The sequence below is a fragment of the Actinoplanes sp. CA-131856 genome, assembly GCF_050956135.1.
Taxonomy (GTDB): domain Bacteria; phylum Actinomycetota; class Actinomycetes; order Mycobacteriales; family Micromonosporaceae; genus Actinoplanes.
Window position 1 is genome coordinate 1,100,951 of sequence record NZ_CP191849.1, and the last position, 23,372, is coordinate 1,124,322.

The window sequence follows — 23,372 nt, forward strand, 5'->3', positions numbered from 1 at the left end:
TAGCTGAGCCGTGCCCGGTTAGGACGCGGTTGGCACTGGTTGCCGGAAGGTTCGCCGGTACGCCGTCGGCGCCACCCCGATCGCCTGCTGGAAGTGCTGTCGCAGGGCGGTGGCGCTGCCCAGGCCGGAGCGGCGGGCGACCGTCTCGACACCCAGATCGGTCGACTCGAGCAGCATTTGAGCGTGCGTGACCCGCTGCTGGAGCAGCCACTGCCGGGGACTGGTGCCGGTCTCCTCGCGGAAGCGCCGGGTGAAGGTGCGCACGCTCATGCTCGCGTGCGCGGCCATCTCCTCCAGGCTGACCGGCTCGGCCAGGCGGTCGAGCGTCCAGGCCCGGGTGGGCGCGGTGCCGCTGTCGGCGGCCTGAGGGACCGGGCGCTCGATGTACTGGGCCTGTCCGCCCTCGCGCCAGGGCGGCAGCACGCAGCGGCGGGCCGCGCGGTTGGCCACCTCGGCGCCGAAGTCGCTCCGGACGATGTGCAGGCAGAGGTCGACCCCGGCCCCGACGCCGGCCGAGGTGAGCACGTCGCCGTCGTCGACGAAGAGAACGTCGAGGTTCCACTTCACCTGGGGATAGAGGGTGGCGACCGTGTCACCCCAGGCCCAGTGGGTCGCCGCCGGCCGGCCGTCCAGCAGACCCGCCGCCGCCAACACCGTCGCGCCGGTGCAGATGGAGACAATGCGGGCGCCGCGCGCGGCTGCCGCCAGCAACGCCTCGCGGACATCGTCGCGCAGTGTCCCGTCCGTCACGGTGCTACCTGCGTCGACCCCGGGCACGACGATGGTGTCCGCTTCCGACAAAAGCGACAAATCATAATCTGGAATGACGGTGAAGCCCGAAGAGCTCCGGACCGGGCCTGGCCCGCAGACCCGGGTCTTGTAGTGGCGGCGCAGATCGGCGTCGCGGGCCGTGCGGAAGACTTGGCATGCGGTGCCGAGATCGAAAGGAACCACTCCGTCCAGGACCAGGACGGCCACCGAATGTCTCATGGCCCGATTCTTGCGCATGATGGCCTCTCGGCCACTCGTCGGAACGGGTGGAGATTCGCAGACTGTGTACGTGCTCAAGAACCGCATCCATCCGGCCTGGTTCGTCGCCGTGGTCGCCTTCGTCGCGCTCGTGGGCGCGGCCGGCTTCCGCGCCACCCCCTCCGTGATGCTCCGCCCGCTGCACGACGAGTTCGGCTGGTCCCTCGGCACGATCTCGGCCGCGGTCTCGGTCAACCTGCTGCTGTACGGCCTGACCGCACCGTTCGCGGCGGCCCTCATGGAGCGCTTCGGCATCCGCCGCGTCATCATGGCCGCGCTGGTGCTGGTCGCCGCCGGCTCCGGCCTCACCGTCCTCATGCGGACCAGCTGGCAGCTCGTCCTGCTCTGGGGCGTGCTCGTCGGCCTGGGCACCGGATCGATGGCGCTCGGCTTCGTCGCCACCATCACCGGCCGCTGGTTCGTCAAGCATCGCGGCCTGGTCACCGGCATCCTCACCGCCGGCGGTGCGGCCGGCAACCTGGTCTTCCTGCCGGTGCTGGCCTCGCTCACCGACAACCACGGCTGGCGGGTGGCCGCGCTGACCGTCAGCGGCGCCGCGTTGCTGGTCGTGCCGCTGGTCTGGTGGCGGCTGCGTGATCATCCGGCATCGCTCGGCATCGGGCCCTTGGGCGGCTCGTACGAGGAGCCCAAGCCGATCGCCCCGCAGGGTGCGGCCCGGATCGCCCTGCGGGCGCTGCGGGACGCGGCCAGGACGCGGCCGTTCTGGCTGCTCGCGGGTGGTTTCGCGATCTGCGGGGCGACCACCAACGGGTTGGTCGGCACTCATTTCATCCCGGCCGCGCACGATCACGGCATGGCCGAGACCACGGCCGCGGGTCTGCTCGCGCTCGTCGGGCTGTTCGACATCGTCGGCACGATCCTGTCCGGCTGGCTGACCGACCGGGTGGACAGCCGCATCCTGCTCGGCGGCTACTACTTCCTGCGCGGCATGTCGCTGCTGGTGCTGCCGTCGCTGTTCGCGGCGACCGCCCACCCGAGCATGGTGCTGTTTATCCTCTTCTACGGCCTGGACTGGGTGGCCACCGTCCCGCCGACGGTGACGCTGTGCCGGGAGTACTTCGGTGACCGCGGCGCCGTCGTCTTCGGGTGGGTCTTCGCCTCGCACCAGTTCGGCGCGGCGGCCGCCGCCACCGCCGCCGGCCTGGTCCGCGACCAGCTGGGCGCGTACACCTGGGCCTGGTACGGGGCCGGGGCCCTGGCCGTGCTGGCCAGCCTGCTGAGCCTGATGCTGTTCGCCGGCAAGCGGATCAAGCCGATCGCCCCGGGGATCGGCCTGGCCGTGGAGCCCGCCAAGGCATAGGGAAGGGCCACCCGGCCGGACGGTGGCCGGGTGGCCCTGGGAGGGGAGCGCCTACCCCCGTTGGAGGGCGCTCTGCTTGGTCAGCAGCCCGGTCAGCTCGGCGGCCGGCATCGGGCGGGCGAAGTGGTAGCCCTGCGCGTGCACGCAGTCCAGCTCGCGCAGGCGGTCGGCCTGCTCCCGGTCCTCGACGCCCTCGGCCACCGGGGCCAGGTTGAAGGTGCGGGCGATCTGGAGGACCGCCTCGGCCACCGAGCCGCCCACCGAGCTCTCGTGCATGGCCTGAACGAACGACTTGTCGATCTTCACTACGTCGACCGGCAGGGCGCCCAGGTGGCTCAGCGACGAGAAGCCGGTGCCGAAGTCGTCCAGGGCGATCCGCACGCCCAGGGTCTTGAGCGAGGCCAGGATGCGGGCCGACTCCTTGAGGTCGGTCAGCGCGACCGTCTCGGTCAGCTCCAGCACGAGCAGCTCGGACGGGATGCCGGTCTCCTCGATCACGGCGCGGATCTCGTCGGTCAGCTCCGGGTTGGCCAGCTGCGAGGCCGACAGGTTGACGTTCAGCTCGAAGCCGGGGTTCTGGCGCTGCCACTCGACCGCGCGCAGGCAGGCCTCGCGCAGGATCCACAGACCCAGCTTGGGCATCATGCCGATCGTCTCGGCCAGCTCCAGGAAGGCGCCCGGCGGCAGCAGGCCACGGTTCGGGTGCTGCCAGCGGACCAGCGCCTCGACGCCGACCGTGTGCTCGCCGTCGAGGTCGACGATCGGCTGGTAGAAGACCTCGAACTGGCCCTCCAGGAACGCCCGGCGCAGGTCGGCCTCGTCGCGGCGGCGCTGCTCCATCTCGGCGAAACGGGCCGGGTCGAACCGGCGTACGACTCCTTTGCCGTCTTCCTTCGCCTGATAGAGAGCCTCGTCGGCCTCGCGCAGCAGGGTGTCGACGTCGCGTTCGCCGCCCTTGGTGATGGCGATGCCGGCGCTGGCCCGGATGGTCAGCACCACCTCGCCGATCTCGAGCGGCTGCTCCAGGTCGCGCAGGATCCGGCCGGCCACGGTGTCGGCGATCGAGTCGTCGACCAGCCGGGGCAGCAGCACCACGAACTCGTCGCCGCCGAGCCGGGAGACGGTGTCGTTGGCGCGCACGTTCGCGTTCAGCCGCTCGGCGGTGACCTTGAGCAGCGCGTCGCCGGCCGCGTGGCCGTACGTGTCGTTGACGCCCTTGAATCCGTCGAGGTCGAACAGGACCACGGCGGTCATCGTCTGGTCGTCGTCGGACAGCGCGTCCGTGGCGTGGTCCATGAACATGGCCCGGTTGCCGAGCTGGGTCAGCGGGTCCCGGAAGGCCTGGCGGGCCAGGATCGCGCGCTGCTTGGTGAGATCGCGCATGAGCCCCTCGTTGGTGTGCGTACCGAGGAACTGCCGGACCAGGATGATGCCGGCCACGATGATGATCAGCCAGGTGAGCTCGGGATCGGCGCCGCCGAGCTTGCCGTGCTGCACCGCGGCGGTCACGACGGCCGCCGCGACCGGGGCGTACTGCACCAGCGGCCAGGCGTCGGCGAGCCGCGCCACCGCCGCGCCGACCACTATCACTCCCGCGATGGGGAGGATCCAGCCGACCGCGCTCGCGTTCTCCTCGGTCAGCCGCTCGAAGAGCAGCGGCCACGCGAGCGCCATGAGCGAAGCGAAGATCAGGGCGTCGTCGACGCCGCGACGCACCCTGTCCATAGCCTTGCTGGAACGAACCATGGCCGTTCCATCGGCCACCCGGGTGAGGACTTGAGCACTGTCACGTAACTCGTCGGTGCTAACAGCGGAGGTCGATGTGTTGCGTGGAGGTTACGGTGGTCGCCAGGTCGGGTGACGGCCCGGCGGGCGGGGTAGGGGTGTGCGGCGCGACATTGCGTAACCGTGATCTCATAGAACGCCAACAGCACGAATGTCGGCAACGGAGGACAAACTGTGCCGAGTGGAAACATCGCGGAGCGCCTCGCGACGCTCAGCGCGACCGCGACGGACGACGACGGGGTCGTCACGGTCACGGTCGCCGGGCCCGGGGTCGTGACCGGCCTGCGTCTTGACGACCGGGTGCGGCAGCTCAGCGGAGCCACGCTCTCGTCGGAGATCCTGCGGACCATGCGCCGGGCGCAGGCCGCGCTCGCCGAGCGGGTGACCGCGGCCGTCGACGAGACGGTCGGCGCCGACACCGAGGACGGTAAGGCCCTGTTGGACAGCTTCACCCAGAACTTTCCGGACGAACCGGAGCCGCCCGCGCCGGTCATGCCGGCGGCGCCGCCTTTCCCCACCTTTCAGAACACGCCGTCGCTGCCGCACCAGGCGCCCGGCAACGGATTCGAGAGCGGTCGTGACAGTCGTGCCCGGTGACAAGCCCTCGCTCCCGCGGCGCGGGCCGGCGCCCGCCGTCGACCAGATGTCGAACGCGGAGCTGGCCCGGATGGTCGAGGCCGAGCATCCGTACCGCGGCAAGGCGCTCTTCGAGCTCTCCGACCGGATCCCGCTCGACGACGACGCGGCGACCAAGGTCGCGATGCTGACCCGGCTGACCTCGCTGCGCCGGGCGCGGTTGTTCGACCGGGTCTCCCTGGCCTGGTCGGGCATCATCGCGCTGCTGGCCGGCGAGACCGAGCACTCCAGGGAGGTCGCGTACGAGGCGTTCGGCGCCCTCGACGTGGAGGAGCAGCGGGACATGCTGGATTATCTGGAGGTGTCCTCGATCGAGGAGGCCCACCCGCGCATCGTGTGACCGTGAGCGGGCCCCCGGCCGGTCACGCTTCGACGCGGACGTCCTTCCAGAAGGCGACGCGATCGCGTACGGCCTTGGCGTCGGGTTTGGGTTCGGGGTAGAAGAAGACGGCGTCGGGGGTGGTGTGCCCGTCGGCCGTGAGCGTGTAATAGGACGCCTTGCCCTTCCAGGGGCAGACGGTGTGGGTGTCGGAGGGCGTCAGCACATCCTCGCGCAGGGACGCGCGGGGGAAGTAGTGATGTCCCTCGACAACCACGGTGTCGTCGCTCTCGGCGATAACTTCGTCGTTCCAGATGGCCTTAGGCATGCTCCGAAAGTAGCGCGGACCAGGCCGGTCGTCCGATATGCGGAAGTTAATCGCTATCGGGAGTGAAAGGTGATGATCCGTCCACAGGGTGCCGATGCTTTGTACGAAGATCTACCCTCGATCCAGGCCCACCCCCCGAAGAGATGCGGCATGAAGATCCCGATCACGCTACCCAGCGCCGGTGAGCAGGCGCGGCACGCTCTGGTGCTGCTCGGCGCGCCCGCGCCGGCCCGGCTCGTGGCACGGGTGCACGCCGCGCTGTTCGACGGGGACCTGTCGGTGCCGGCCATCGCCGCCCTGGTGCGCGACCGCGAGGCGGGGCTGTGCGCGGCGCTCGACGCTGATCTGGCGGCGGTGCCGGGGCTGATCGCCCTGGCCGACTGGCCGCTCGAGCGCCGCCTGATGACGCCGGTGGCACGCCGGGCGTCCGCGCTCGCGATGATCATCCGGGTCGTGGAGTTCGTCGGGATGCGGGCCTCGCTCGGCCCGGCCGAGCATCGTCTTCTGCGGGAGCTGGCTCAGGGCGTACCCCATGGGGCCGAAGCAGTTGATCTCGCCGAGGCCGCGCGGGTGGCTCTGGAGGCGCTGCCGCAGGCCACCGAGGAGCCCGTGCGGGTGGCGGCCCTGGCCCGGGCGGCCGCGCTCGATGAAGATCAGCTGTTGTACGGGATTCCGGCCGTGCCCCACCAGCGAGGACGCGAGTGAGTCGAGTAGATCAACTGCGGGGCTCCGGGCCGCGCAAGCGGCACAACGCGCGGACGATCGCCGCGCTGACCGGCAACCCGGGCTGCACCCGCCGGGCCGTGCTGGACGCCTCCGGTGTCGACAAGCCGCGGCTGGCCGAGGCGATCGGCTTCCCGGGCAGCTTCGGGCAGTCACGGTTCGCGCTGGCCCGGGGTAACGCTTTCGAGGCGATGCTCAAGGCCGACGACTGCGCTCTGTTGCGGTCGGTCCTGTCCCTCCCCGAGGGCCGGTACGAGGATCTGGGCGAGGACAGCGACGACACGCTGACCGCCCGGCACGCGCGGACCCGGGACGTGCTCGCCGACGGTGACACCGGGCTGCTCGATCACCCGCTGCTGACACTCTCGGTGGCCGGGCAGACCGTCTTCCTCGAGCCCGACCTGATCGCGTGCCAGCGGGGCGACGTCCTCCAGGTCGTCGAGATCAAGTCGTTCGCCATCGTCGACGGGCAGGCCGAGAGCGCCGCGGTGTCCTCGGCGGCCGTCCAGGCCGCGGTCTACGTGCTCGCCCTGCGCCGACTGCTCGGCGACGACAAGGTCAGCCACGACGTGGTTCTCGTGTGCCCGGAGAACTTCTCGCTCCAGCCGACGGCCGTCGTTCTTGACGTACGCAAGCAGCTGTCGACCCTCAAGCGGCAGCTCAGCCGGCTCGCGTCGGTGTCGTCGCTGATCGACGAGCTGCCCCCGTCGGTGACCTTCGACGTGGCCCAGCCCGTGCCGGCGCTGCTCGAGTCGCTGGCCACGGTCGAGGCGCGGTACGCGCCGGAATGCCTGTCGACCTGCGAGCTGTCGGTCTATTGCCGGCACGAGGCGACCGGGTCGACGGCCGCGCTGGGCCGGCCCGTGCGCGACGCCCTGGGCGGGGTGGCCACTGTCGACGAGGCGCTCGGGCTGGCCGCCGGCACGGTGCTGCCGGCGCCGGAGCAGACCGAGGCGGCGGCGCTGCTGGCGGCGGCGGCCCGGCTGCGCAACGAAGCCCTGACGGCGTGAGCACGCTCGTCGCGCTGGCCCGGGCGCAGGCCTTCGCCTCCGGCCGGGCGCAGCCCATCGCCACCGTCCGCCACCTGCACGTGAGCGACGATCCGCTGGTGCTGATCCCGCTCGCGATGGCCGGCGAGGCCAACGCGCCGCTGGCCGCGATGATCGGCACGTCGGCCGAGAAGCCGCGCCTGCTGGTCGTCTCGCAGCCGCGCAACCGTGACGAGCGGTTCGCCTTCACGGCCGCGCTGGCCGGGGAGCTGCTGCCCTATCTGGAGTCGTTCGCCACCGAGACCGAGGCGGTCGCGGTCGACCGGGGGCGCGACGTGCGCTACCGCTACGTCGACGCGCCGCAGGTCTGGGTGCCGAACCCGGGCGGTGCCGACTTTCTCCGGCTTCTCGGGCGATCGACCCGATTCCGCCGTACGGACGGCGACTATCCGGTGCCGCCGTCCGTCCCGCTGCTCGGGCAGTGGCTGACCTTCCTGGCCTCGGCGGCCGAGATGCCGGGGTCGGTGCTGCTGGCCAGCACGGTCCAGGCGCTGGGCATGCACTGGACGACCGGGCAGAGCGCGGCCGAGGACGCCCAGCTGGGTTCGCTGTTCGCCTGGGTCACGGAGGGGGCGGCGGCCGCCCGCGAGGCCGAGAACGGGCCGGTGGCCGGGCCGGCCACCGATCCCGAGTTCGACAACAAGGTGCTGGCCCCGCTGATCGCCGACTCGTCGCCGCGGCTCGAAGAGGTGATCCGCGAGCTGCTGACGCCGACGTGGGAGCGGATGTGGCGGTCGCTGGACCTGCTGCGGGCGTTGCCGGCCGGGGCGCGCGTCGGCACGCGCTGGGACAGCGACCGCGACACCTACTCCGCCTTCGTCGAGCATCTGGCCTCCGACGGCGCGCCGCAGCCGCGCCGCGACGGGGCGGTGGCCGCCGCGTCCCGGCTCCAGCGGCTGGAGAACGCGGCCGCCCGCTACGCGGTGCAGCGCGCCTTCGACGACCCGCTGATCATGGCCGAGCACCGCCTGACCGGCGCCGCCTTCGCCGGGGTGGTGACACTGGCCAACCCGGACCGGATCGACGACTCCGGCAAGCGGCCGGTGCTGCGGCCCCGGATCATGGTGGCGACGGCCGAGCCCGTGCGGGTCGAGGCCGGCGCGAACCTGACGTCGCCGGCCCGGCCGTCGCAGAAGGCGAAGGTCGTCTCGGTGACGCCGACCGCCGACGGGTGCGACGTGCTGCTGGAGCTGTCCGGCGGGATGGGGCGCAAGCTGGTCGCCGAGCCGGGCAGCGTGCCCGCGGTGGGCGAGCGCATCCTGCTGACGACCCTGAGCGAGGCCTACCGCCCGGGCGCCGCTTTCCCCGACCCGGCCGACACACCGTGGACCCACGGCGGCCCTCCGGCGGCCGTAACATCCGCGTAACACGCACCCTCCGAACGCTGTCGATCATGGAACGGCGTCGATAAGGTGACGCTGTGTGCTCCACAGCGGTGTCGGGCTCGGCGAATTCATGACGGTCTACTATCGCGGACCCGCGGGGACGGTGACCGAAAGTCACTTTGTGACGCATTCGCCCGACGGCTCGGCGTACGACCTGAACGATCTTCGTAACATCATGCGCGTGCGGCGGCGCGGCCCCCGGTTCGCCGCCCTCCTGGCCGCCGCGGTCGCGGTGATCTTGGCCGGTGTGGTCGTGGGCTGGGTCATGAGCGACATGGTCAGCCTGCTGATCGTGCTCGCGGCCGTCGTGGCCGCGGTCTTCGTGCTGCGGATGGCCAGCCCGGTCTACGCGCTGCGGGCCGACCATCGCGACCAGCCGGTCGAGCTCTACTCCACCACCGACAAGGTCGACTTCGAGCGGGTCTGCCGCAACCTGGAGCGGGCCCTGGAGGACCTACGCCCCGCCTGACTCCAGATAGCGCTCGATGCCGTCGGTCATCCGCTGGAACTCGGTCGCGAGATCGACGTCGTAGTGCTTCGCCAGCACCAGCACCGACCACAGGCAGTCGGCGAGCTCGTGACCGAGCGCCTCGTGGGCGTCGCCCTGGTCGGCGCGGCGGCCCTCGGCCGCCATGACCAGCTTGGCCAGGTCGCCGACGTCGCCCACGAAACCGGTCATGAACTGTTCGGGGCCCCAGGTCTGGCGGCCGGCGGCCAGGTTGTGCCGGTCGTAGAGATCGGCGATGGCCAGGGCGCGTTCCTGCAGTTGCTGAAGGTCCATCGGGGTTCTTCCTTTCGTTGCAGGACAGCCCGGCGGCCGCGGCGGAGAGGGTGACCACGACGGCGCCGGGCCGCCGGAGCGTAACGGCTTGAGGCCGTCGCCGTGCCGTACCGGGTGCTGGTCGAAGGCGTACCTCTAAAGAAGCCGGGCCAGGAGAAGAGCGATGTCGTCGTCGCGGCGACGAGCCGTTTTGATGAGGTTTGTGCAGAGCTCCTCGGCGGGGAGGGTGGAGGCGCCGCGCAGGACTTTGTGGAGGCGCGCGATGCCCTCGTCGATGAGGTGGGCCGGATCCTCGACCAGGCCGTCGGTGTAGAGGACGAGCGTGGATCCGGCCGGCACGCGGCGGCGATGGGTGGTGCGCGGATCGCGGGGGAGCAGGCCCAGCAGCGGCTCGGGGGTCTCCCACCAGATCTCCACCTCGCCGTCGGGGCGCAGCAGGAGAGGCGGGGGATGGCCGGCGTTGGCGAACGAGACCAGGTAGTCGTCGCCCTCGCGGCGCAAGCGGGCCAGGACGGCGGTGGCGGCGGCCGGCACGTGCAGGCCGTGCAGGGCCCGGTCGAGCTGGGCGAGCAACGGCCCCGGCGCGTCCTCGCGGCCGTAGGCGTCGCCGCGCACCAGGTTGCGGACCTGGCCCATGGTCGCGGCGGCCTCGATGTCGTGGCCGGAGACGTCGCCGACCGCGAGCATCAGGGTGCCGTCGGGCTGGGCGAACGCGTCGTACCAGTCGCCGCCGACCTCGGCCCCGGCCTGGGCGGGCAGGTAGCGCCCGTGCAGGTCGACGCCGTCGACCAGGGGCAGATCGGGCAACATGCTCTGCTGGAGGACCTCGGCCACGTGCCGCTGATGGCCGTAGAGCCGGCTGTTGTCCACAGCCATGCCGGCCCGGCGCCCCACCTCGGCCGCGGTCTGCTCGGCGGCGTCGGTGAACGGGGCGGCGCCGTTGGCCAGCAGGACGAGACCGTGGACGCGCTTGGTGACGGGCGCGGTGATCGGCACGACGAGCAGTGACGAGAGGCCCAGCTCGGCGGCGGCGCCGGCCAGTTCCGGCGCCTGCTGCCGCAGCAGGGTGACGTCCCCGTCGCGCCGGATCGGGCGGCCGGCGCGCTGCGCCGCCCGGAGCAGGGGCTTGAGGTCGGCGGTGCGGGCCAGGCCGGCCAGCCGGGCGGCTGGTTCGGTGTACGCGGGGTCGTGGTGGGCAGCCGACATGTGCCGGATCGAGCCGGACGGGTCGGCGAGCGCGATGAAGCACCAGTCGGCGAGACGGCCGGCGACGAGGTGGCCGAGCTTGGTCAGCGCGGCGTCGATGTCCATGGTCTCGGCCAGCGCGTCGGTCAGCTCACCGAGCAGGAGGAGCTGGTCGTGCGCCGACTCGGCGTGCCGGCGGGCCTCGTCGGCGATCTCCCGCGCGATCCGCAGGCGCAGCTCGGACGAGCAGACCTCGCCCAGCTCGACGAGGAGCGCGATCTCGCTGGACGTCCACTTCCGCGTCTCACGGTCCATCACCGCGAGGGTGCCGAGCACCAGCCCGTCCGAGTCGGTGAGCGGCACTCCCGCGTAGGCGACCGCCCCCATGTCCCGAATGGACGGATTGTCGCGCATGCTCGGGTCGTTTCGTACATCCGCGACGATGAGCGGCTTACCGGCCGTGACCACATGCCGGCTGAACGAATGCTCGAGCCCCATCTCCCGCGTCCCGGCGAACGGCGCCGGCAGACCCACCTGCCCCGGAAGGTGCTGCCGGTCGGCCGTGAGCACGGTCACGGCGGCCACGGGCGCGTCGATGAGCCGCTCGACGATGCCGGCGATCCGATCGAACGCCGGATCGGCCCCCGAGCCGAGACCCAGCCGCGCCACCGCTCGCAGCCGCGCGGGATCGCCGATCACCTCGTTCGGCGCGCCCGCGGCCAAGTCTTCGCGCAGCACCAATCGCTCCCGGGCCAGAACCCCCGCTCGCTAGCGGGTCGGACCTGTCAGGCTACCGGGGCCGCGCCCCCGTCAACGACCCTCGGCCTGCTCCCTCCCACATCCCGCGCCATCCACCATCCCGCCCCCGCGCCGGGGCGGGTCAGTGCGGTGCCGGGTTTTCGGCCGTGGTCAGGTTGGCGTCGGCCGCCATCGGGGCCCACCGCTTGGCCCAGGCCTCGCGGACCGTCTCGAAGGCCGCGTCGTCCAGGCCGAAGGTGGAGATGGTGACCTCGAAGCGGGCCGCGGACGGCTCGTCCAGCGGAAGGTGCCCGGCCACCACGACGAGATGGCCCTCGCCGTCGACCGTCGAGGCGACGCGGGAGCCGAAGCGCTGCCACTCGCCGGTGGCCAGCGTCAACGCCTGGCGGCCCGTGGTCTCGCCGGTCAGGTAGACCGTGCGGCGGCGGCCCGTGGGACGCTCCCGCAGCAGGAACGCCAACTGGGTCAGGAACGCACGCCACCCCTCCTCGATCGCGTCATAGGCCTCCTCGGCGGCCGGCCCCTCACGGGTCACCCGGACGCGGGCGCTGTCGTCATCGCCGTCGACCTCCAAAGAGGACCCGTCGGCCCAGCCCATCCGCTCCGGCGCCCAGAGGGTCGCCTCGTCGATGAAGATCTGGCGGATCTCCGCCTCGAGCCCGTCGTAGTCCCACCCGAACCACTGGCGCAGCACCTCGGGCCGGGTGACGGCCTCCCAGGCCTCGTCGCGCCCCACCGGCACGGCGATCTCGACGTCGTAGGGCTTGAGCGGGCGTCGGTCGGTCATGCCGGGCCCCCGGCTGTAGTCACGTCGGTCATGACCCCATCTTTCGGGTAATGCGGCAATCACGCCACGCGGCGGCCCGGCTCATGCGCGAACGGACTGCGGCGGCCCGCGGTCATGCCTGAACGGATCGTGGCGCGGGTCTCGGCCCGGGACAGCCCGGCGAAGGCGGCGGCCGTCTCGAGCTCCCGCGTAACCTCGGACGGGCCGAGCAGGCCGGCGCCGACGAGGCGGCCCAGCGCGAACGCGGCGCGGTTCAGGGTGTCGTTGCGGCGGCCGACCGGAGCCCGGGCCACCCGGTCGGCCTCGGCGGTCAGCGCGGCCCGGGCGTAGCGGTCGGGGTGAGCGATCGGGCCGGGGACCGCCTGGCGGCGCCGTGGTGGGGGAGGGCCCTCGATGAGCTCGCGCAGCGCCGGTGGGCCGCTCGGCAGGTCGTCGCCCGGCCGGTGCACCCAGCGGTAGTCGCCGCCGCTCACGTGGCGCGAGGGCGGGGCCACCACATAGCCGCCCGAGCCACGCCAGTCGAGGCCGGGCAGCAGGCCCACCCGGTTGCCGAAACCGGTCGGGTGGAACCAGAAATGCCAGCCGCCGCTGCCCGTGCGCACCACCGGGCCGGCGGGCAAGGAGCCGCCGAGCACATGACACAAGCCGTGCCAGCCCTCCGCGGAGTCGACGTCGGCCACATCCATCACGACTCCGGTGCGCAAGCCGACGTTGGCCGCCGGCCAGCGATGCCACCAGAGGTCGATCAGGCGCGGGTCGGTGGTCGCCTCGGTCAGGCCGTGGCGCAGATGAGGGTGCTTGCCGGGGTGATCGCATCGGGCTCCTCTGTCGCAGGAACAGCCGCCGGGGCCGGCCGTGTGCACCGGCAGGACGGGGATCCCGTGCCGGGCGTAGGCCAACGCGGCTGTCAGCAACATTAGAACAAGCGTACGACAGAAATCTGCCCCGCCGGGTCAGTGCACCAGGGTCCGCAGGACGTGGGCGATGTGGTGGCTCGTGCTCCAGGACATCCAGCTGGCCGAGCTTCCACCGCCCCGGGCCGTGCGGGCCCGGCGGGCCAGCTCGGCGTCACCCCAGGAGAAGTGGGATCCGGGCCAGTGCGCAGAACCGACCAGCGTGCGGCACAGGTCGTGGCAGCGGTCGTCGCTGCGGCCGCCCCGGCGGGACCAGCGGTAGATCCACCAGTCGTGCTCGTCGGTGTAGCGCAGGGTGGGCAGTTGGCGATGCCGTTGGACGCCGCGCCGGCGTACCGGGGAAGTGACGCCGTAATCGGCGTATCCCACGCCGGGCTCGGCCAGCCGTTGCCACACGCGCGCGTCCAGGCGGCCCACCGTGACCGGGCGGTCGGTGGGCAGGTCGTCCAGATTGGCCGGCATCGCGCCGGAGGCGACGCTGACCGAGCGCCACGGCATCGAGCGGGCCCATCGCAGCACGCGGCGGCACTGCTCCTCGACCTTGTCGGCGTGTGCCACGCAGGCCGTCTCGGCCAGGTCGATGAGCAGGTCGATCTGGTCGGCCTCGAGGCCGGCGCCGCGCAGCATGTGGCCGGTGACCTCGTCGGCCTGGGCCGGATTGGCCGCGTCGACGTGCGGCTGGAGCCGCAGGACGGCCCGGCCCAGATGCATGCGGGCGGCCAGGCCGTGCGCCACCAGGCGGCGCCGGCTCTCGTGGGCGCGCAGCACCGGCAGCATGGCCACTCCCAGGGCGGCCAGCTCCTCGGCCAGATCGAGAGTCGGCATGTCGCTGGAGTCGATGGCCACGGCGCCGGTCCGCGGCGGCAGCTCGCGGAGCAGCGCCACGACCCCGGGATCGTCGTCGAGCTCGAGGATCGGCATGACCCGCCGGGCGTCGCCGGGCGTCAGGTGGGTGAGCGCCGCCAGCTCGCCCCGGCGCGGGCGCAGGATGGGCCGGTAGACACCGTCCCGAGTGGACCCCGCCGTCGTGAATACCGCCATTCACTTACGGTAGCTACACCTGTCGGGTAAGCGACATTGTTCGATGCAAATAAGCGAGAATAGCCTGATTTGCCTCCCATCCGTCGGGAAACTTCACTGGCACGTTCAGGTGGACGGGCTCGGTCGAGGGGTGGGCGTCGAGCAGCTCGGCGATGCCCTCGCGGGCCACCATGACGCAGGCGTGCCGATGGCGTGAGGTGAGCACGCACAACCGGCCCGACTCGAGGTGGAACGCGGTCGCGTCCTGCCGGCCGGAGAGCGGGTGGAGCACGACGGTCAGGTCGTACTCGCGGCCCTGGAGGCGGTTGGCCGTGTCGACGGTGATGCCGGCCGCCTCGGGCGGCAGCAGCGACCGGATGACCGCGACCTGGTCGCGGTGGGCGGCGCCGATGGCGATCCGGTCGGCGGTCAGCGGGCCGGCGCCCGACTCGGAGGAGGCCACGGCCTGCCGGGCCAGCGCCCGCACGGCCAGGGTGGCGCAGGCCGAGGCGGCCTCGGCGTCGGTGCGCACGGTGAAGCGGGCGGGCAGCTCGTGCAGGCCCCAGCCGGTCTCGGCGGCCACGTCGAGCACCTCGTCGAGCGGGTCGGCCGCCCTCGCGGTGAAGGTGAGGCGCCGGTCGCCCGGCCCGGTGCCGGAACGGAAGCCGGTGAAGGGGTAGAACGCCTCGGCGACGACCGGGGCCGCCGTGTGCGGCAGGCGCCAGGAGACCGGCAGGCGGTGGACGGGCAGCTCGGGGTTGTGCCGCAGCAGCACGTTGACCGCGCTCAGCATCGGGTCCCAGGACAGGCCGGTCCAGCGGTCGGTCTCGACCGTCGAGAAAGGATCGAGCTGACCGGGGTCGCCCACGAACAGGGCGCGGACGAAGCGGGAGGCGACGCGCAGAAGGGCGTCGGAGCGCATCTGGTACGCCTCGTCGACGATCGCCCATGGCCAGGAGCCCTCGGTGACGGTGGCCCATTTCGCGGCCGTGCCGATGGTGACGGCCGGGGAGTTGAGCTCGGCCACCTTGGCGCCGACGCGGCACCGGGGATGGTCGCGCACGCGCTCGCTCGGCTCGTAGTCGACGGCGGAGAGCCGGCCCACCTCGACGTCGGGCGACCGGGCGCCGAGCCGGGCGATGAGATCGTCGACCTGCTCGTTGGTCTGCGCCACGATCATCAGGGGCTCGCCCGAGGCGGCCAGCTCGCCGGCCGCGCGCACCACGAGTGTGGACTTGCCGGCGCCGGGCGGCGAGTCGACCACGACGCCGCGATGGTCGCCCTCCCGCAGGTCGCGCAGCACGGCGTCGATGACGGTGGCGGCTTCCGCGGCCGGGCTCAGAAGGTGCGATGTCACCGGGGCACCGTAGCGCGGGCGCGGGAAGTGTCTTAGCTTTTGGGCGCTCTCCTCAGGCTGGCACTGACGGAAATCTGACAGCGTGCCCGTCGGGGATCGGCTAGCGAGCCCGTCGTCGCCGGGCGATTTCCGCGAAGTGATCAATAAGTTGATCTCGGCCGCGAGGGGGCGCCGAAATGGGAGCGTTCACATTTTCTCGGGCGGTGATGGCGTTCCCGTCGTGGTATCGCAGGTGAGAGCACTGTGGATCGTCACTGTGAGTGGATGTTTGCCTGCTGGTCACGGCTTTGAAATATCCGGGTGATTGACTGTACGCACTGGTCGAATTGCGAAGCCGACATGCAACTTGCATGCGCGGTTCGCCGTGCAAGTTGCATGTTTCGCGAGGTTCCGACCTGCTGCTCCGTCGCCGTAGCAACGTTTTGATCGTCGCTCTCGATTTCATTCACGGGCGTTTCTGGGATCAAGCAAAGGGAACCCTTCCAGTCGATCACCGGAAGTGGAACTCTTCTAGCCAGCAGTAACGCCAGCGACACGGACGGTGGTGGTAACGAATGCGCCCAGACGTTCTGGTCGGTCCGAGCGAGTGGGTGGTCGAACAGTTCGGCGACAAGGTTGCCGGTGAGCTGTGGACCCGGGTGCCGGAGGCGTTGAGCACCGCGATCGATCGCGAGGTTCACGCGCACCCCGCCATGACGCAGACTACGGAACGAGTGCTCGCCAATCCGCGGTGGCCGCTCCCGTACGAGGAATTGGTGCTCTTCCTGGGCACGCTTCCCGGCGCCGAGATCATCAGCGTGCCGAAATCGGTCTACCAGCTGGTGGTTCTCAACGGGCACGTGGTGGTGCCGTGGTGCTACGGGCAGTCGGCCCGCGACTCGATGCGCGACGCGGCGGTCGGGCGGTCCTTCGGCCGGTTGGCCCGCGAGCTTCTCCGCCGGTTCGGCCCGCCGTGGCGGCGGTCCCAGGCCGAGCCGCCGCTGCCGCTCGACGCGGTCGACGAGCGCGAGGTAGCCAAGATCTGCGCGGCCATCGCGACCATCGAGCCGAAGCCCGAGGTGATCATCGCCGGCTACGCGGGCGCCCCCAACCTGGGCCTGCTGCGCGCCTGCCTCGGCGAGGTCAAGTCGACAGACAACGGCTCGCTCAACTGGAGCCACCTCGACGACCTGCCCCTTCCTCCCCCCGTCATCCCCCGCCCACGTCGCATGCAGTTCCCCTGACTTTCCGGAGAGAGCGCCCTCGGGGCGCTCTCTCTATATAAAGAGGTCATGAGCTATGTGGTCACCGGCGGAGGCCGAGGCATCGGCCGTACGATCGTCGAGCGTCTCCGGTCGGCGGGTGCGACCGTGGCGGTCATCGAGACCGAGCCCTTCACCGGGGGCGACGGGATCGTGCCGATCATCGGCGACGCCCGCGACGAAGAGGTGTCCCGCCGGGCCGCCGAGGCCGCCGAGGCCGCCTCGCCGCTGAAGGGCTGGGTCAACAACGCCGCGGTCTTCGCCGACGCCTGGCTGCACGAGACTCCCGCGGCTGAGATGAGCGCCCTGATCGCCCGCAACGTCGATCCGGTGCTGACCGGATGCGCGGCCGCGCTGCGCGCCTTCCTGGCCGCCGGCAGTGGCGGCGCCATCGTCAACATCTCGTCCCATCAGGGACAACGGCCGGTGCGGGGCGCTTTCGCCTATGCGACGGCCAAGGCCGCCGTCGAGGGACTGACGCGTGCGCTCGCGGTCGATTACGGTGCTTCGGGCGTACGGGTGAACGCGCTGGCCCTGGGGTCGATAGCGACCGAGCGGTCGGCGTCCTACCTGTCCGGGCTGTCCGATGAGGGGCGTGCGGCGTTCGACCGCGAGATCGGCCTGCTCCAGCCGCTCGGCCGGATGGGCCGCACCGAGGAGGTCGCCGACGCGGTGGCGTTCCTCCTCTCCGACCAGGCCGCCTTCATCAGCGGCGCGGTCATCCCCGTGGACGGCGGCCGATCGGCGGTCGGCCGCGATCCCGAAGAGCTTTAGCCGGCCAGTTGGGCCGTCGTGAACGGCTCGCGGCGTGCGCGCAGGTCGGCGTACGTGGTCAGCAGGAACGGGGCCAGGAAGACGCCGGTGCCGATCGCGAAGGCGACGGACACCGCGATGCCCGTCACGCCGGTCGGGTCGAGCCCGGCGATGACGCCGACGATGCCCTCGGCCACGCCGAGGACCAGCTGCACGCCGAACAGGGTGGCGACCCGGCCCGCCGAGGCGCCGAAATCGGCGTGGAACAGATCGAAGGCGCGTCCGATGACCCGGCCGCGTTCGGCCAGGATGATCACCGGCAGCGTGACCATGACGGCGGCCACGTAGATGCCGGGCAGCAGGCAGAAGACCGAGCCGAGCGCGATGAGCAGGCCGGCCGGAATGCCCCAGCCGATGAACGCGGGCAGCCGGCGCAGGCCGGTGCGCAGGGCGTCGCCCACCGAGACGGTGCGGCCGGTGACGTGCTGCACCGCGATCTCCACCGTCGCCAGCTGGACGATCAGGGCGACCAGGACCGCGATCAGGATGATCGGGATGATGACGGACAGCGCGGCGGCCGGATTCTCGATCCATTCCTGGTCGGAGAAGCCGTTGTAGGTGACGGGCACGGCGGCGACGCCGCCCAGGACCAGCAGCGGCCCGTTGCCGATCAGCTGCACCAGGGCCATCGGCTTCCAGAGCGTCCTCAGCAGGAAGATGCCGCGCTGCCACCAGCCGCTGTAGTCGCCGCTGACCAGCGGGTCGTACGGGCCGGCGTGATAGGCCGCGCGGGCGCCCTTCGACCACTCAGGCGGCGGGGCGTAGGCGGGCGGTGGTGGAACGTAGCCCGGAGGGATCGGCTCACGCGGCGTCGGCGGGAGGTAAGCAGATGGCTCGTCTGAAGGCGTCCTATTGGTTGAGGGGTCTTCGTCTTCAGGTGAGGGTTTGTCATGAGGGTCAGTCACGCGGCCACGCTCCGGTTCAAGATCAGCGGCCGTCACAGTAGCGGTTGCCCGACCCAGCGTGGGGGCGCGCCGGTCGCGAGAGGCCCGGACGGGCCCGGGCGTCCTAGACTCGGGAGGATGTCCGAGCAGATCGAGTCGCCCACGACGATCCGGGACAGGGCCGTCGCGGTCGCCGACTATCTGCTCGCCGTGCGCGCCCAGATGGACCGGCCCGCGCGGGTGACACCGGCCGACGCCCACCGCCTCGACGCCCTCCCCGACCATCCGGCCTGTCAGGTCGGCCCGGCCGGCGACGACCCGTCGTGGCTGCGCGTCGGGCTGCCCGCACTGCCGGCGCCGGTCACGGTGCCGGCCGCCCTGCGCCGGCGTCTGCGCGGCGACGTCACAGCCGGCGAGGAGCCGACCTCCGACGAGGCCGGCGCCGACTTCGAGACGTGGCGTGATCAGGTCTGGCGGCCCTGGGCGCACGCCACGGCCGAGGCCGAGAAGACCCGCGCGCTGCACCGGCAGCTGTTCGACCTCATGCACCAGATCGACATGACAGCCGCCACCACCGAGCTCGTCTGGGGGCACGGGCTGCTCCAGACCGTGGTCAACGGCGAACGGGTCCGCTACCCGCTGGTCGCCACGCCGGTGCTGATCGAGTACGAGCCCGACCGTTCCCTGGTCACCGTCTCGCCGGCCGGCCCCTCGCGGTTGCAGACCGACGCCCTGGCCGGCCTCGACGAGCGTTATCTGAGCCAGCTCCTCGGCCTGGCCGGCCCGGCCGGCACGCTCGAGGTCGACCTGTGGAGCGACCTGGATCGGCGTGAGCTGTTCGAGCGGGCGCTGGGCCGCCTCGGCTACGACCGGCTGATCACCTCCGACGAGACCACCGAGCCGCACGTCAGCGATGTCGGCGTCCTGTTCGCGCGGCCCAAGCAGCGGCTCCTGCGCGGCTTCCTGGAAAACCTGCGCAACCGGCTCCTCGACGGCGACAGTGCCAGCGTCGGCGCGCTGGCCGCGATCGTCGCCCACGAGCCCAGCAAGCTGCGGATGCCCGACGACCGGCCGGAGAGCTGGCATCGGGTCGGCGAGCGGCTGCTCATGCCGCTGCCCACCAACGAGGCGCAGGAGTCGATCGCCCGCCGCCTGGCCCAGCATCGCAACGTCGCCGTCCAGGGCCCGCCCGGCACCGGCAAGACCCACACGATCCGCAACCTGATCTGCCACCTCATGGCCAACGGCAAGCGGGTGCTGGTCGTCGCGCAGAAAGAGGATCCGCTGCGGGTGCTCCGCGACGGGCTTCCCGAGGAGATCCGCGCGCTCTGCCTGGCCGTGCTCGGCCGCACCACCGACCAGCTCGTCCAGCTCCAGCTGGCCGCCCGCGAGCTGGCCGACCGGGCCGCCACCCTCGATAAACAGGCCGAGGCGCGCCGGGTCGAGCGGCTCACCGGCCTGCTCGAGGAGGCCGAGCGCGAGCTGGCCACGGCCCTCGGCGGCCTGCGAGCGATCGCCGAGAACGAGGCGGTCACCTACCCGATCGACGGCGCTCCACAGACCCCGGTCGAGGTGGGCGCCTGGCTGCGCGAACGAGCCGCCACCCGCAGCGGCATCCCCGATCCGGTCGACGCGCCGCCCCCGCTCGACGGCGCCGAGTTCCAGGCGTTGCTCGAGACGGCCGCGCACCTCTCACCGGCCGACCGGGCCGCGGCCTTGCGGCGCCTTCCGCCGACCGGTGACCTTCCGGACGCCGCCGAGGCGGCGGCGCGGCGGGCGTCGCGAGACACGCTCGCCGTCCAGGTGTCGCGGCTGGCGTCGGCCGGTCTCGACCTTCAGGCCGTACGGGGTGAGGACGTCGCCGCCGTCCGCTCCGACCTGCACAACGCGCTGACCTGGCTGCGCCGCCGCGAGGGATCGTGGACCGACCGGCTCGGGCGGCTGCTCAACGATCCGCACTGGCGCGCGGTCTGGGCCGATCACGTCGGGGCGACCGAGGCGCTGCTGGCCGAGCTGGCCACCCTGACCCGGACGCTGGCCGGCCATCCGGTGACCGTGCCCGGCCCCTGGGCGGCCGAGCCGAAAAGGCTGCTGGCCCAGCTCGACGAGATCCGGCAGAGGTTCGCGACCGGCCGCGGCCTGAGCCGGCTCCTCCAGGCCGGCCTCCACCGGCTGGCCGACGAGGTCCGGGTCGACGGCGAGCCGCTGCGCACCGTCGAGGACGTCGACGTGGCGGCCGCCTGGGTCCGCCGGGAAAGGGCCCGGCAGCGTCTCGGTGGCCACTGGACGGAGTGGATCGGCCGGCTGGCCATCCCGGCCCCGGCCGGTGACCCCGAGATCTGGGCGGGCTCACTGCTGGCCGAGGCCGGGCAGTCGCTCGACTGGGACGTGCGCCACTGGCCGGTGCTGGCCGAGCGCCTCAGCCGGCTCGTGCCGCAGCGCGAGCTCGATCTCGACTCGGCGCGGCTGGCCGAGGTCGCGGAGCTGCTCGACGCGGCCGGCGCGGTGGCCGAGCTGGACGCGCTCGACCGGCGGCGCCGCGAGATCGCCGAGCGGGTGGCGGCGTGGAAGCCGCTGGCCGGGGCGTGGGAGACGCTGGAGGGCTGGGACGCGGAGCTGGCCGAGGTGCGCCGGCTGGAGGAGTTGCGGCCTGAGGTCGAGAGATATGCCGCGCTCCGCGACCGGCTGGCCCCGGCCGCGCCCCTCTGGGTGGCGTCCATCGAGGCCGGACGGGTGCCGGCCGTCTCGGGCAAGGCCTGTCTGGACGCCTGGCAGTGGCGGCGGGCGCAGACCTGGTTCGACGAGGTGATCGGCGGGGTCGACCCGGCCGTGCTGGCCAAGCGGGTGGAAAGCGCCCGCGAGAAGATCCGCAAGCGCACGGCCGAGCTGGTCGTGGCGTCGGCCTGGCTCGAGGTGTCGCGCAGCCTGGACGACCGGCGGCGGGCCGCGCTGGCCGACTGGACCACCGCGCTCCGCAAGATCGGCAAGGGCACCGGTCGTACGGCCGCGGCCTGGCAGGCGCACGCGCAGCGGGCCATGGAGCAGGCGGTCGACGCGGTGCCGGTCTGGGTCATGTCGGTCGACCGGGCCATCGAGCAGTTCGCCGGCGGGGCCCGGTTCGACGTCGTGATCGTCGACGAGGCGTCACAGGCCGACCTGTTCGCGCTGCCGGTGCTGTCGTTGGCCGAGCGGGCCGTGGTGGTCGGCGACGACCAGCAGATCGGGCCGCAGCTCGGCTTCGTCGGCACGGTCAGCGGCCTGATACACAGTCATCTCGGCGACGTGCCGTCGGCCGAGCACTTCGATCCGGAGTCGTCGCTCTACGACCACGCGGTGCGGCGCTCGCCCGAGCGGATCCTGCTCACCGAGCACTTCCGCTGCGTGCCGCAGATCATCGAGTTCTCGTCGCGGCACTACTACGACGGCAAGATCATGCCGCTGCGGGCCGACCGGCCGTCGCTGGCGCCGATCCGCACGGTCTTCCTGCCCGACGGGGTGCGGCAGCCGCTCTCCGGATTCGGCGACGTGAACAGGTCCGAGGCGCACGCGCTGGTCGAGCAGGTCGCGGCGATCGTGCGCGATCCGGCGTACGCGGGACGGACGCTCGGCGTGATCTCGCTGCTGAGCACGAGCGGCCAGGCGTCCTATCTGCTGAGTCTGCTGCGCGCGGAGATCGGCGAGGACGAGATCCAGGCCCGGCGGCTGCGGGTCGGCGACGCGTACACGTTCCAGGGCGACGAGCGCGACGTCGTGCTGGTGTCCATGGTGGTCTCCGACAACGATCCGCGGATAGCGGCCTTCACCAAGCGGGAGTACCACCGCCGGATCAACGTGGCCGCGTCCCGGGCCCGCGACCAGCTGTGGATCTTCCATTCGGTGCGGCCGGGATCGCTGCTCGCCGACGACGCGCGGGGACTGCTGCTGTCGTACGCGCTCAACCTGACGCCGGCCGAGGAGGCGGCCGACCTGGCCCGGCGCTGCGAGAGCGACTTCGAGCGCGACGTGCTCAAGCGGCTGCTGGCGCGCGGATACCGGCCCATCCCGCAGTTCCGGATCGGCGCCTACCGCATCGACTTCGTGCTGAACGCCCCCGACGGCCGCCGCCTGGCGATCGAGTGCGACGGCGACGCCTATCACGGGCCGGAGCAGTGGGAGAGCGACATGCGCCGCCAGGCGGTGCTGGAGCGGGTGGGCAACTGCGTCTTCGTGCGCATCCGGGGCAGCATCTACGCCCGCGAGCCGGAGGCGGCGATGAGCCCGGTCTGGCAGCGCGTCGACGAGCTCGGCATCGTGCCGCCGCCGCGCCGCACGGTCCTGGAGGTGGGTCAGTGGCAGGGTTCGGGCTCGCCGACCGCGTCCCGGCTGGCCGAGGGGGCGGCCGCCCTGGCCCGGATGATCCCGGGCGATCGGCGGGTCAAGGTGCCGGTGACCGATGCGCTGGCGGACAACCTGGCGGCGGTCCGGGCCGCGGTGACCGACCCGCCGATGGTCACGGCGGGCGGCGACTGCGGGGTCGAGCTGGCCCCGATCGAGGCGGCGCTGGAGCGGCACGGCGACGGGCTCGTGGTCGTCTGGTTCGACGCGCACGGCGACCTGAACACGCCGGAGTCGTCACCGTCGGGCGCCTTCCACGGCATGGTCCTGCGCACCCTGCTGGGCGAGGGCCCGGCCGAGCTCAAGCCCCGGCGCACGCTGAAGCCGAACCAGGTCGTCCTGGCCGGCGTCCGTGCCCTTGATCCGGCCGAGGCCGAGTACATTACCGACAATTCCGTAATGGTGGCCGCCCTGGACGACCTCCCGGCGGCCGTGGCCGGCGCACGGGCCGTCTACATCCACATCGACCTGGACGTCCTCGACCCGCCGACCTTCTCCTCGGTCGGCAGCCCGGTCCCGAACGGGGTGACCCCGCGCGGGCTCGCCGCCGCGGTCCGGGCCTTGACCGAGCGCTACCCACTCGCCGGCCTGGGCATCACCGAATACGAGCCCGCCGACCCGGCCGACCAGGATGTCCTCGCCGACCTGATCCGCGCCATCTGCTGACAGCACGCCACAGACG

General features: G+C 72.2%; 20 protein-coding genes. 10 read left to right on the forward strand and 10 right to left on the reverse strand.

The window, feature by feature from the left end; genetic code table 11:
- Window positions 1-18 precede the first annotated feature (18 nt).
- A complete protein-coding gene (locus ACQP2X_RS05365; protein ID WP_498694766.1) occupies window positions 19-1,008 on the reverse strand; it encodes a GlxA family transcriptional regulator in 990 nt (329 codons plus the stop codon).
- Window position 1,009: 1 nt separating this feature from the next.
- Between ACQP2X_RS05365 and ACQP2X_RS05370 the strand changes: the two genes are divergently transcribed.
- Window positions 1,010-2,350: an MFS transporter gene (locus ACQP2X_RS05370; RefSeq protein ID WP_498694767.1), complete on the forward strand. Its 1,341-nt coding sequence runs from the start codon at window positions 1,010-1,012 to the stop codon at window positions 2,348-2,350.
- Between the two features lie 51 nt (window positions 2,351-2,401).
- Here ACQP2X_RS05370 and ACQP2X_RS05375 read toward each other — a convergent pair whose 3' ends face one another.
- A complete protein-coding gene (locus ACQP2X_RS05375; RefSeq protein WP_498694770.1) occupies window positions 2,402-4,075 on the reverse strand; it encodes a putative bifunctional diguanylate cyclase/phosphodiesterase in 1,674 nt (557 codons plus the stop codon).
- A 234-nt stretch (window positions 4,076-4,309) separates the two neighbouring features.
- On the opposite strand from ACQP2X_RS05375, the gene ACQP2X_RS05380 reads away from it, so the two are divergent.
- Window positions 4,310-4,732, forward strand: coding sequence for a YbaB/EbfC family nucleoid-associated protein (locus ACQP2X_RS05380; protein ID WP_498694772.1), 423 nt, complete (start codon window positions 4,310-4,312; stop codon window positions 4,730-4,732).
- Window positions 4,713-5,111, forward strand: a complete 399-nt coding sequence (locus ACQP2X_RS05385) for a hypothetical protein (protein WP_498694775.1) — start codon at window positions 4,713-4,715, stop codon at window positions 5,109-5,111. Before ACQP2X_RS05380 ends, ACQP2X_RS05385 begins: the two co-directional genes overlap by 20 nt.
- 22 nt (window positions 5,112-5,133) lie before the next feature.
- Here ACQP2X_RS05385 and ACQP2X_RS05390 read toward each other — a convergent pair whose 3' ends face one another.
- Window positions 5,134-5,418, reverse strand: a complete 285-nt coding sequence (locus ACQP2X_RS05390) for a DUF427 domain-containing protein (protein WP_097319443.1) — start codon at window positions 5,416-5,418, stop codon at window positions 5,134-5,136.
- 150 nt (window positions 5,419-5,568) lie between these two features.
- On the opposite strand from ACQP2X_RS05390, the gene ACQP2X_RS05395 reads away from it, so the two are divergent.
- The 4 genes from ACQP2X_RS05395 (at window position 5,569) to ACQP2X_RS05410 (ending at window position 9,044) form a co-directional block, all read left to right on the forward strand.
- Entirely contained in the window at window positions 5,569-6,123 is a 555-nt protein-coding gene (locus ACQP2X_RS05395; protein WP_498694777.1) for a hypothetical protein, read from the forward strand.
- Window positions 6,120-7,151, forward strand: coding sequence for a hypothetical protein (locus ACQP2X_RS05400; RefSeq protein ID WP_498694778.1), 1,032 nt, complete (start codon window positions 6,120-6,122; stop codon window positions 7,149-7,151). Before ACQP2X_RS05395 ends, ACQP2X_RS05400 begins: the two co-directional genes overlap by 4 nt.
- Window positions 7,148-8,557 (forward strand): hypothetical protein, encoded by a 1,410-nt coding sequence (locus tag ACQP2X_RS05405; protein WP_498694779.1) that lies wholly within the window; start codon window positions 7,148-7,150, stop codon window positions 8,555-8,557. The genes ACQP2X_RS05400 and ACQP2X_RS05405 overlap by 4 nt, the downstream gene beginning before the upstream one ends.
- A 139-nt stretch (window positions 8,558-8,696) precedes the next feature.
- The gene (locus ACQP2X_RS05410) at window positions 8,697-9,044 is read left to right on the forward strand and encodes a DUF6232 family protein (RefSeq protein ID WP_498694780.1); all 348 of its coding nucleotides are present in this window, start codon (window positions 8,697-8,699) and stop codon (window positions 9,042-9,044) included.
- Here the strand turns inward: ACQP2X_RS05410 and ACQP2X_RS05415 are convergent.
- The 6 genes from ACQP2X_RS05415 to ACQP2X_RS05440 all read right to left on the reverse strand — a co-directional run bounded on the left by ACQP2X_RS05415 (window position 9,030) and on the right by ACQP2X_RS05440 (window position 15,378).
- A complete protein-coding gene (locus ACQP2X_RS05415) occupies window positions 9,030-9,356 on the reverse strand; it encodes a nucleoside triphosphate pyrophosphohydrolase family protein (RefSeq protein WP_498694781.1) in 327 nt (108 codons plus the stop codon). The genes ACQP2X_RS05410 and ACQP2X_RS05415 overlap by 15 nt on opposite strands.
- 135 nt (window positions 9,357-9,491) lie before the next feature.
- A complete protein-coding gene (locus ACQP2X_RS05420) occupies window positions 9,492-11,279 on the reverse strand; it encodes a SpoIIE family protein phosphatase (RefSeq protein WP_498694782.1) in 1,788 nt (595 codons plus the stop codon).
- Window positions 11,280-11,421: 142 nt separating this feature from the next.
- Window positions 11,422-12,087, reverse strand: coding sequence for an SRPBCC family protein (locus ACQP2X_RS05425; RefSeq protein WP_498694784.1), 666 nt, complete (start codon window positions 12,085-12,087; stop codon window positions 11,422-11,424).
- A 59-nt stretch (window positions 12,088-12,146) separates the two neighbouring features.
- Window positions 12,147-13,004, reverse strand: a complete 858-nt coding sequence (locus tag ACQP2X_RS05430) for a bifunctional DNA primase/polymerase (RefSeq protein WP_498694785.1) — start codon at window positions 13,002-13,004, stop codon at window positions 12,147-12,149.
- A 36-nt stretch (window positions 13,005-13,040) separates the two neighbouring features.
- Window positions 13,041-14,042, reverse strand: coding sequence for a beta family protein (locus ACQP2X_RS05435; protein WP_498694786.1), 1,002 nt, complete (start codon window positions 14,040-14,042; stop codon window positions 13,041-13,043).
- Window positions 14,043-14,055: 13 nt separating this feature from the next.
- Window positions 14,056-15,378, reverse strand: coding sequence for an AAA family ATPase (locus ACQP2X_RS05440; RefSeq protein ID WP_498694787.1), 1,323 nt, complete (start codon window positions 15,376-15,378; stop codon window positions 14,056-14,058).
- 554 nt (window positions 15,379-15,932) lie between these two features.
- On the opposite strand from ACQP2X_RS05440, the gene ACQP2X_RS05445 reads away from it, so the two are divergent.
- Both ACQP2X_RS05445 and ACQP2X_RS05450 read left to right on the forward strand, forming a co-directional pair.
- Entirely contained in the window at window positions 15,933-16,601 is a 669-nt protein-coding gene (locus tag ACQP2X_RS05445) for a hypothetical protein (RefSeq protein WP_360244594.1), read from the forward strand.
- 48 nt (window positions 16,602-16,649) lie between these two features.
- Window positions 16,650-17,393: an SDR family NAD(P)-dependent oxidoreductase gene (locus tag ACQP2X_RS05450; RefSeq protein WP_498694790.1), complete on the forward strand. Its 744-nt coding sequence runs from the start codon at window positions 16,650-16,652 to the stop codon at window positions 17,391-17,393.
- On the opposite strand, the gene ACQP2X_RS05455 is transcribed toward ACQP2X_RS05450, so the two are convergent.
- Complete coding sequence (locus ACQP2X_RS05455) at window positions 17,390-18,337, reverse strand: hypothetical protein (protein ID WP_498694791.1); 948 nt, start codon at window positions 18,335-18,337, stop codon at window positions 17,390-17,392. The two genes, ACQP2X_RS05450 and ACQP2X_RS05455, sit on opposite strands and share 4 nt — an antisense overlap.
- Window positions 18,338-18,454: 117 nt before the next feature.
- Between ACQP2X_RS05455 and ACQP2X_RS05460 the strand changes: the two genes are divergently transcribed.
- Entirely contained in the window at window positions 18,455-23,356 is a 4,902-nt protein-coding gene (locus tag ACQP2X_RS05460) for an arginase family protein (RefSeq protein ID WP_498694792.1), read from the forward strand.
- Window positions 23,357-23,372: the final 16 nt, after the last annotated feature.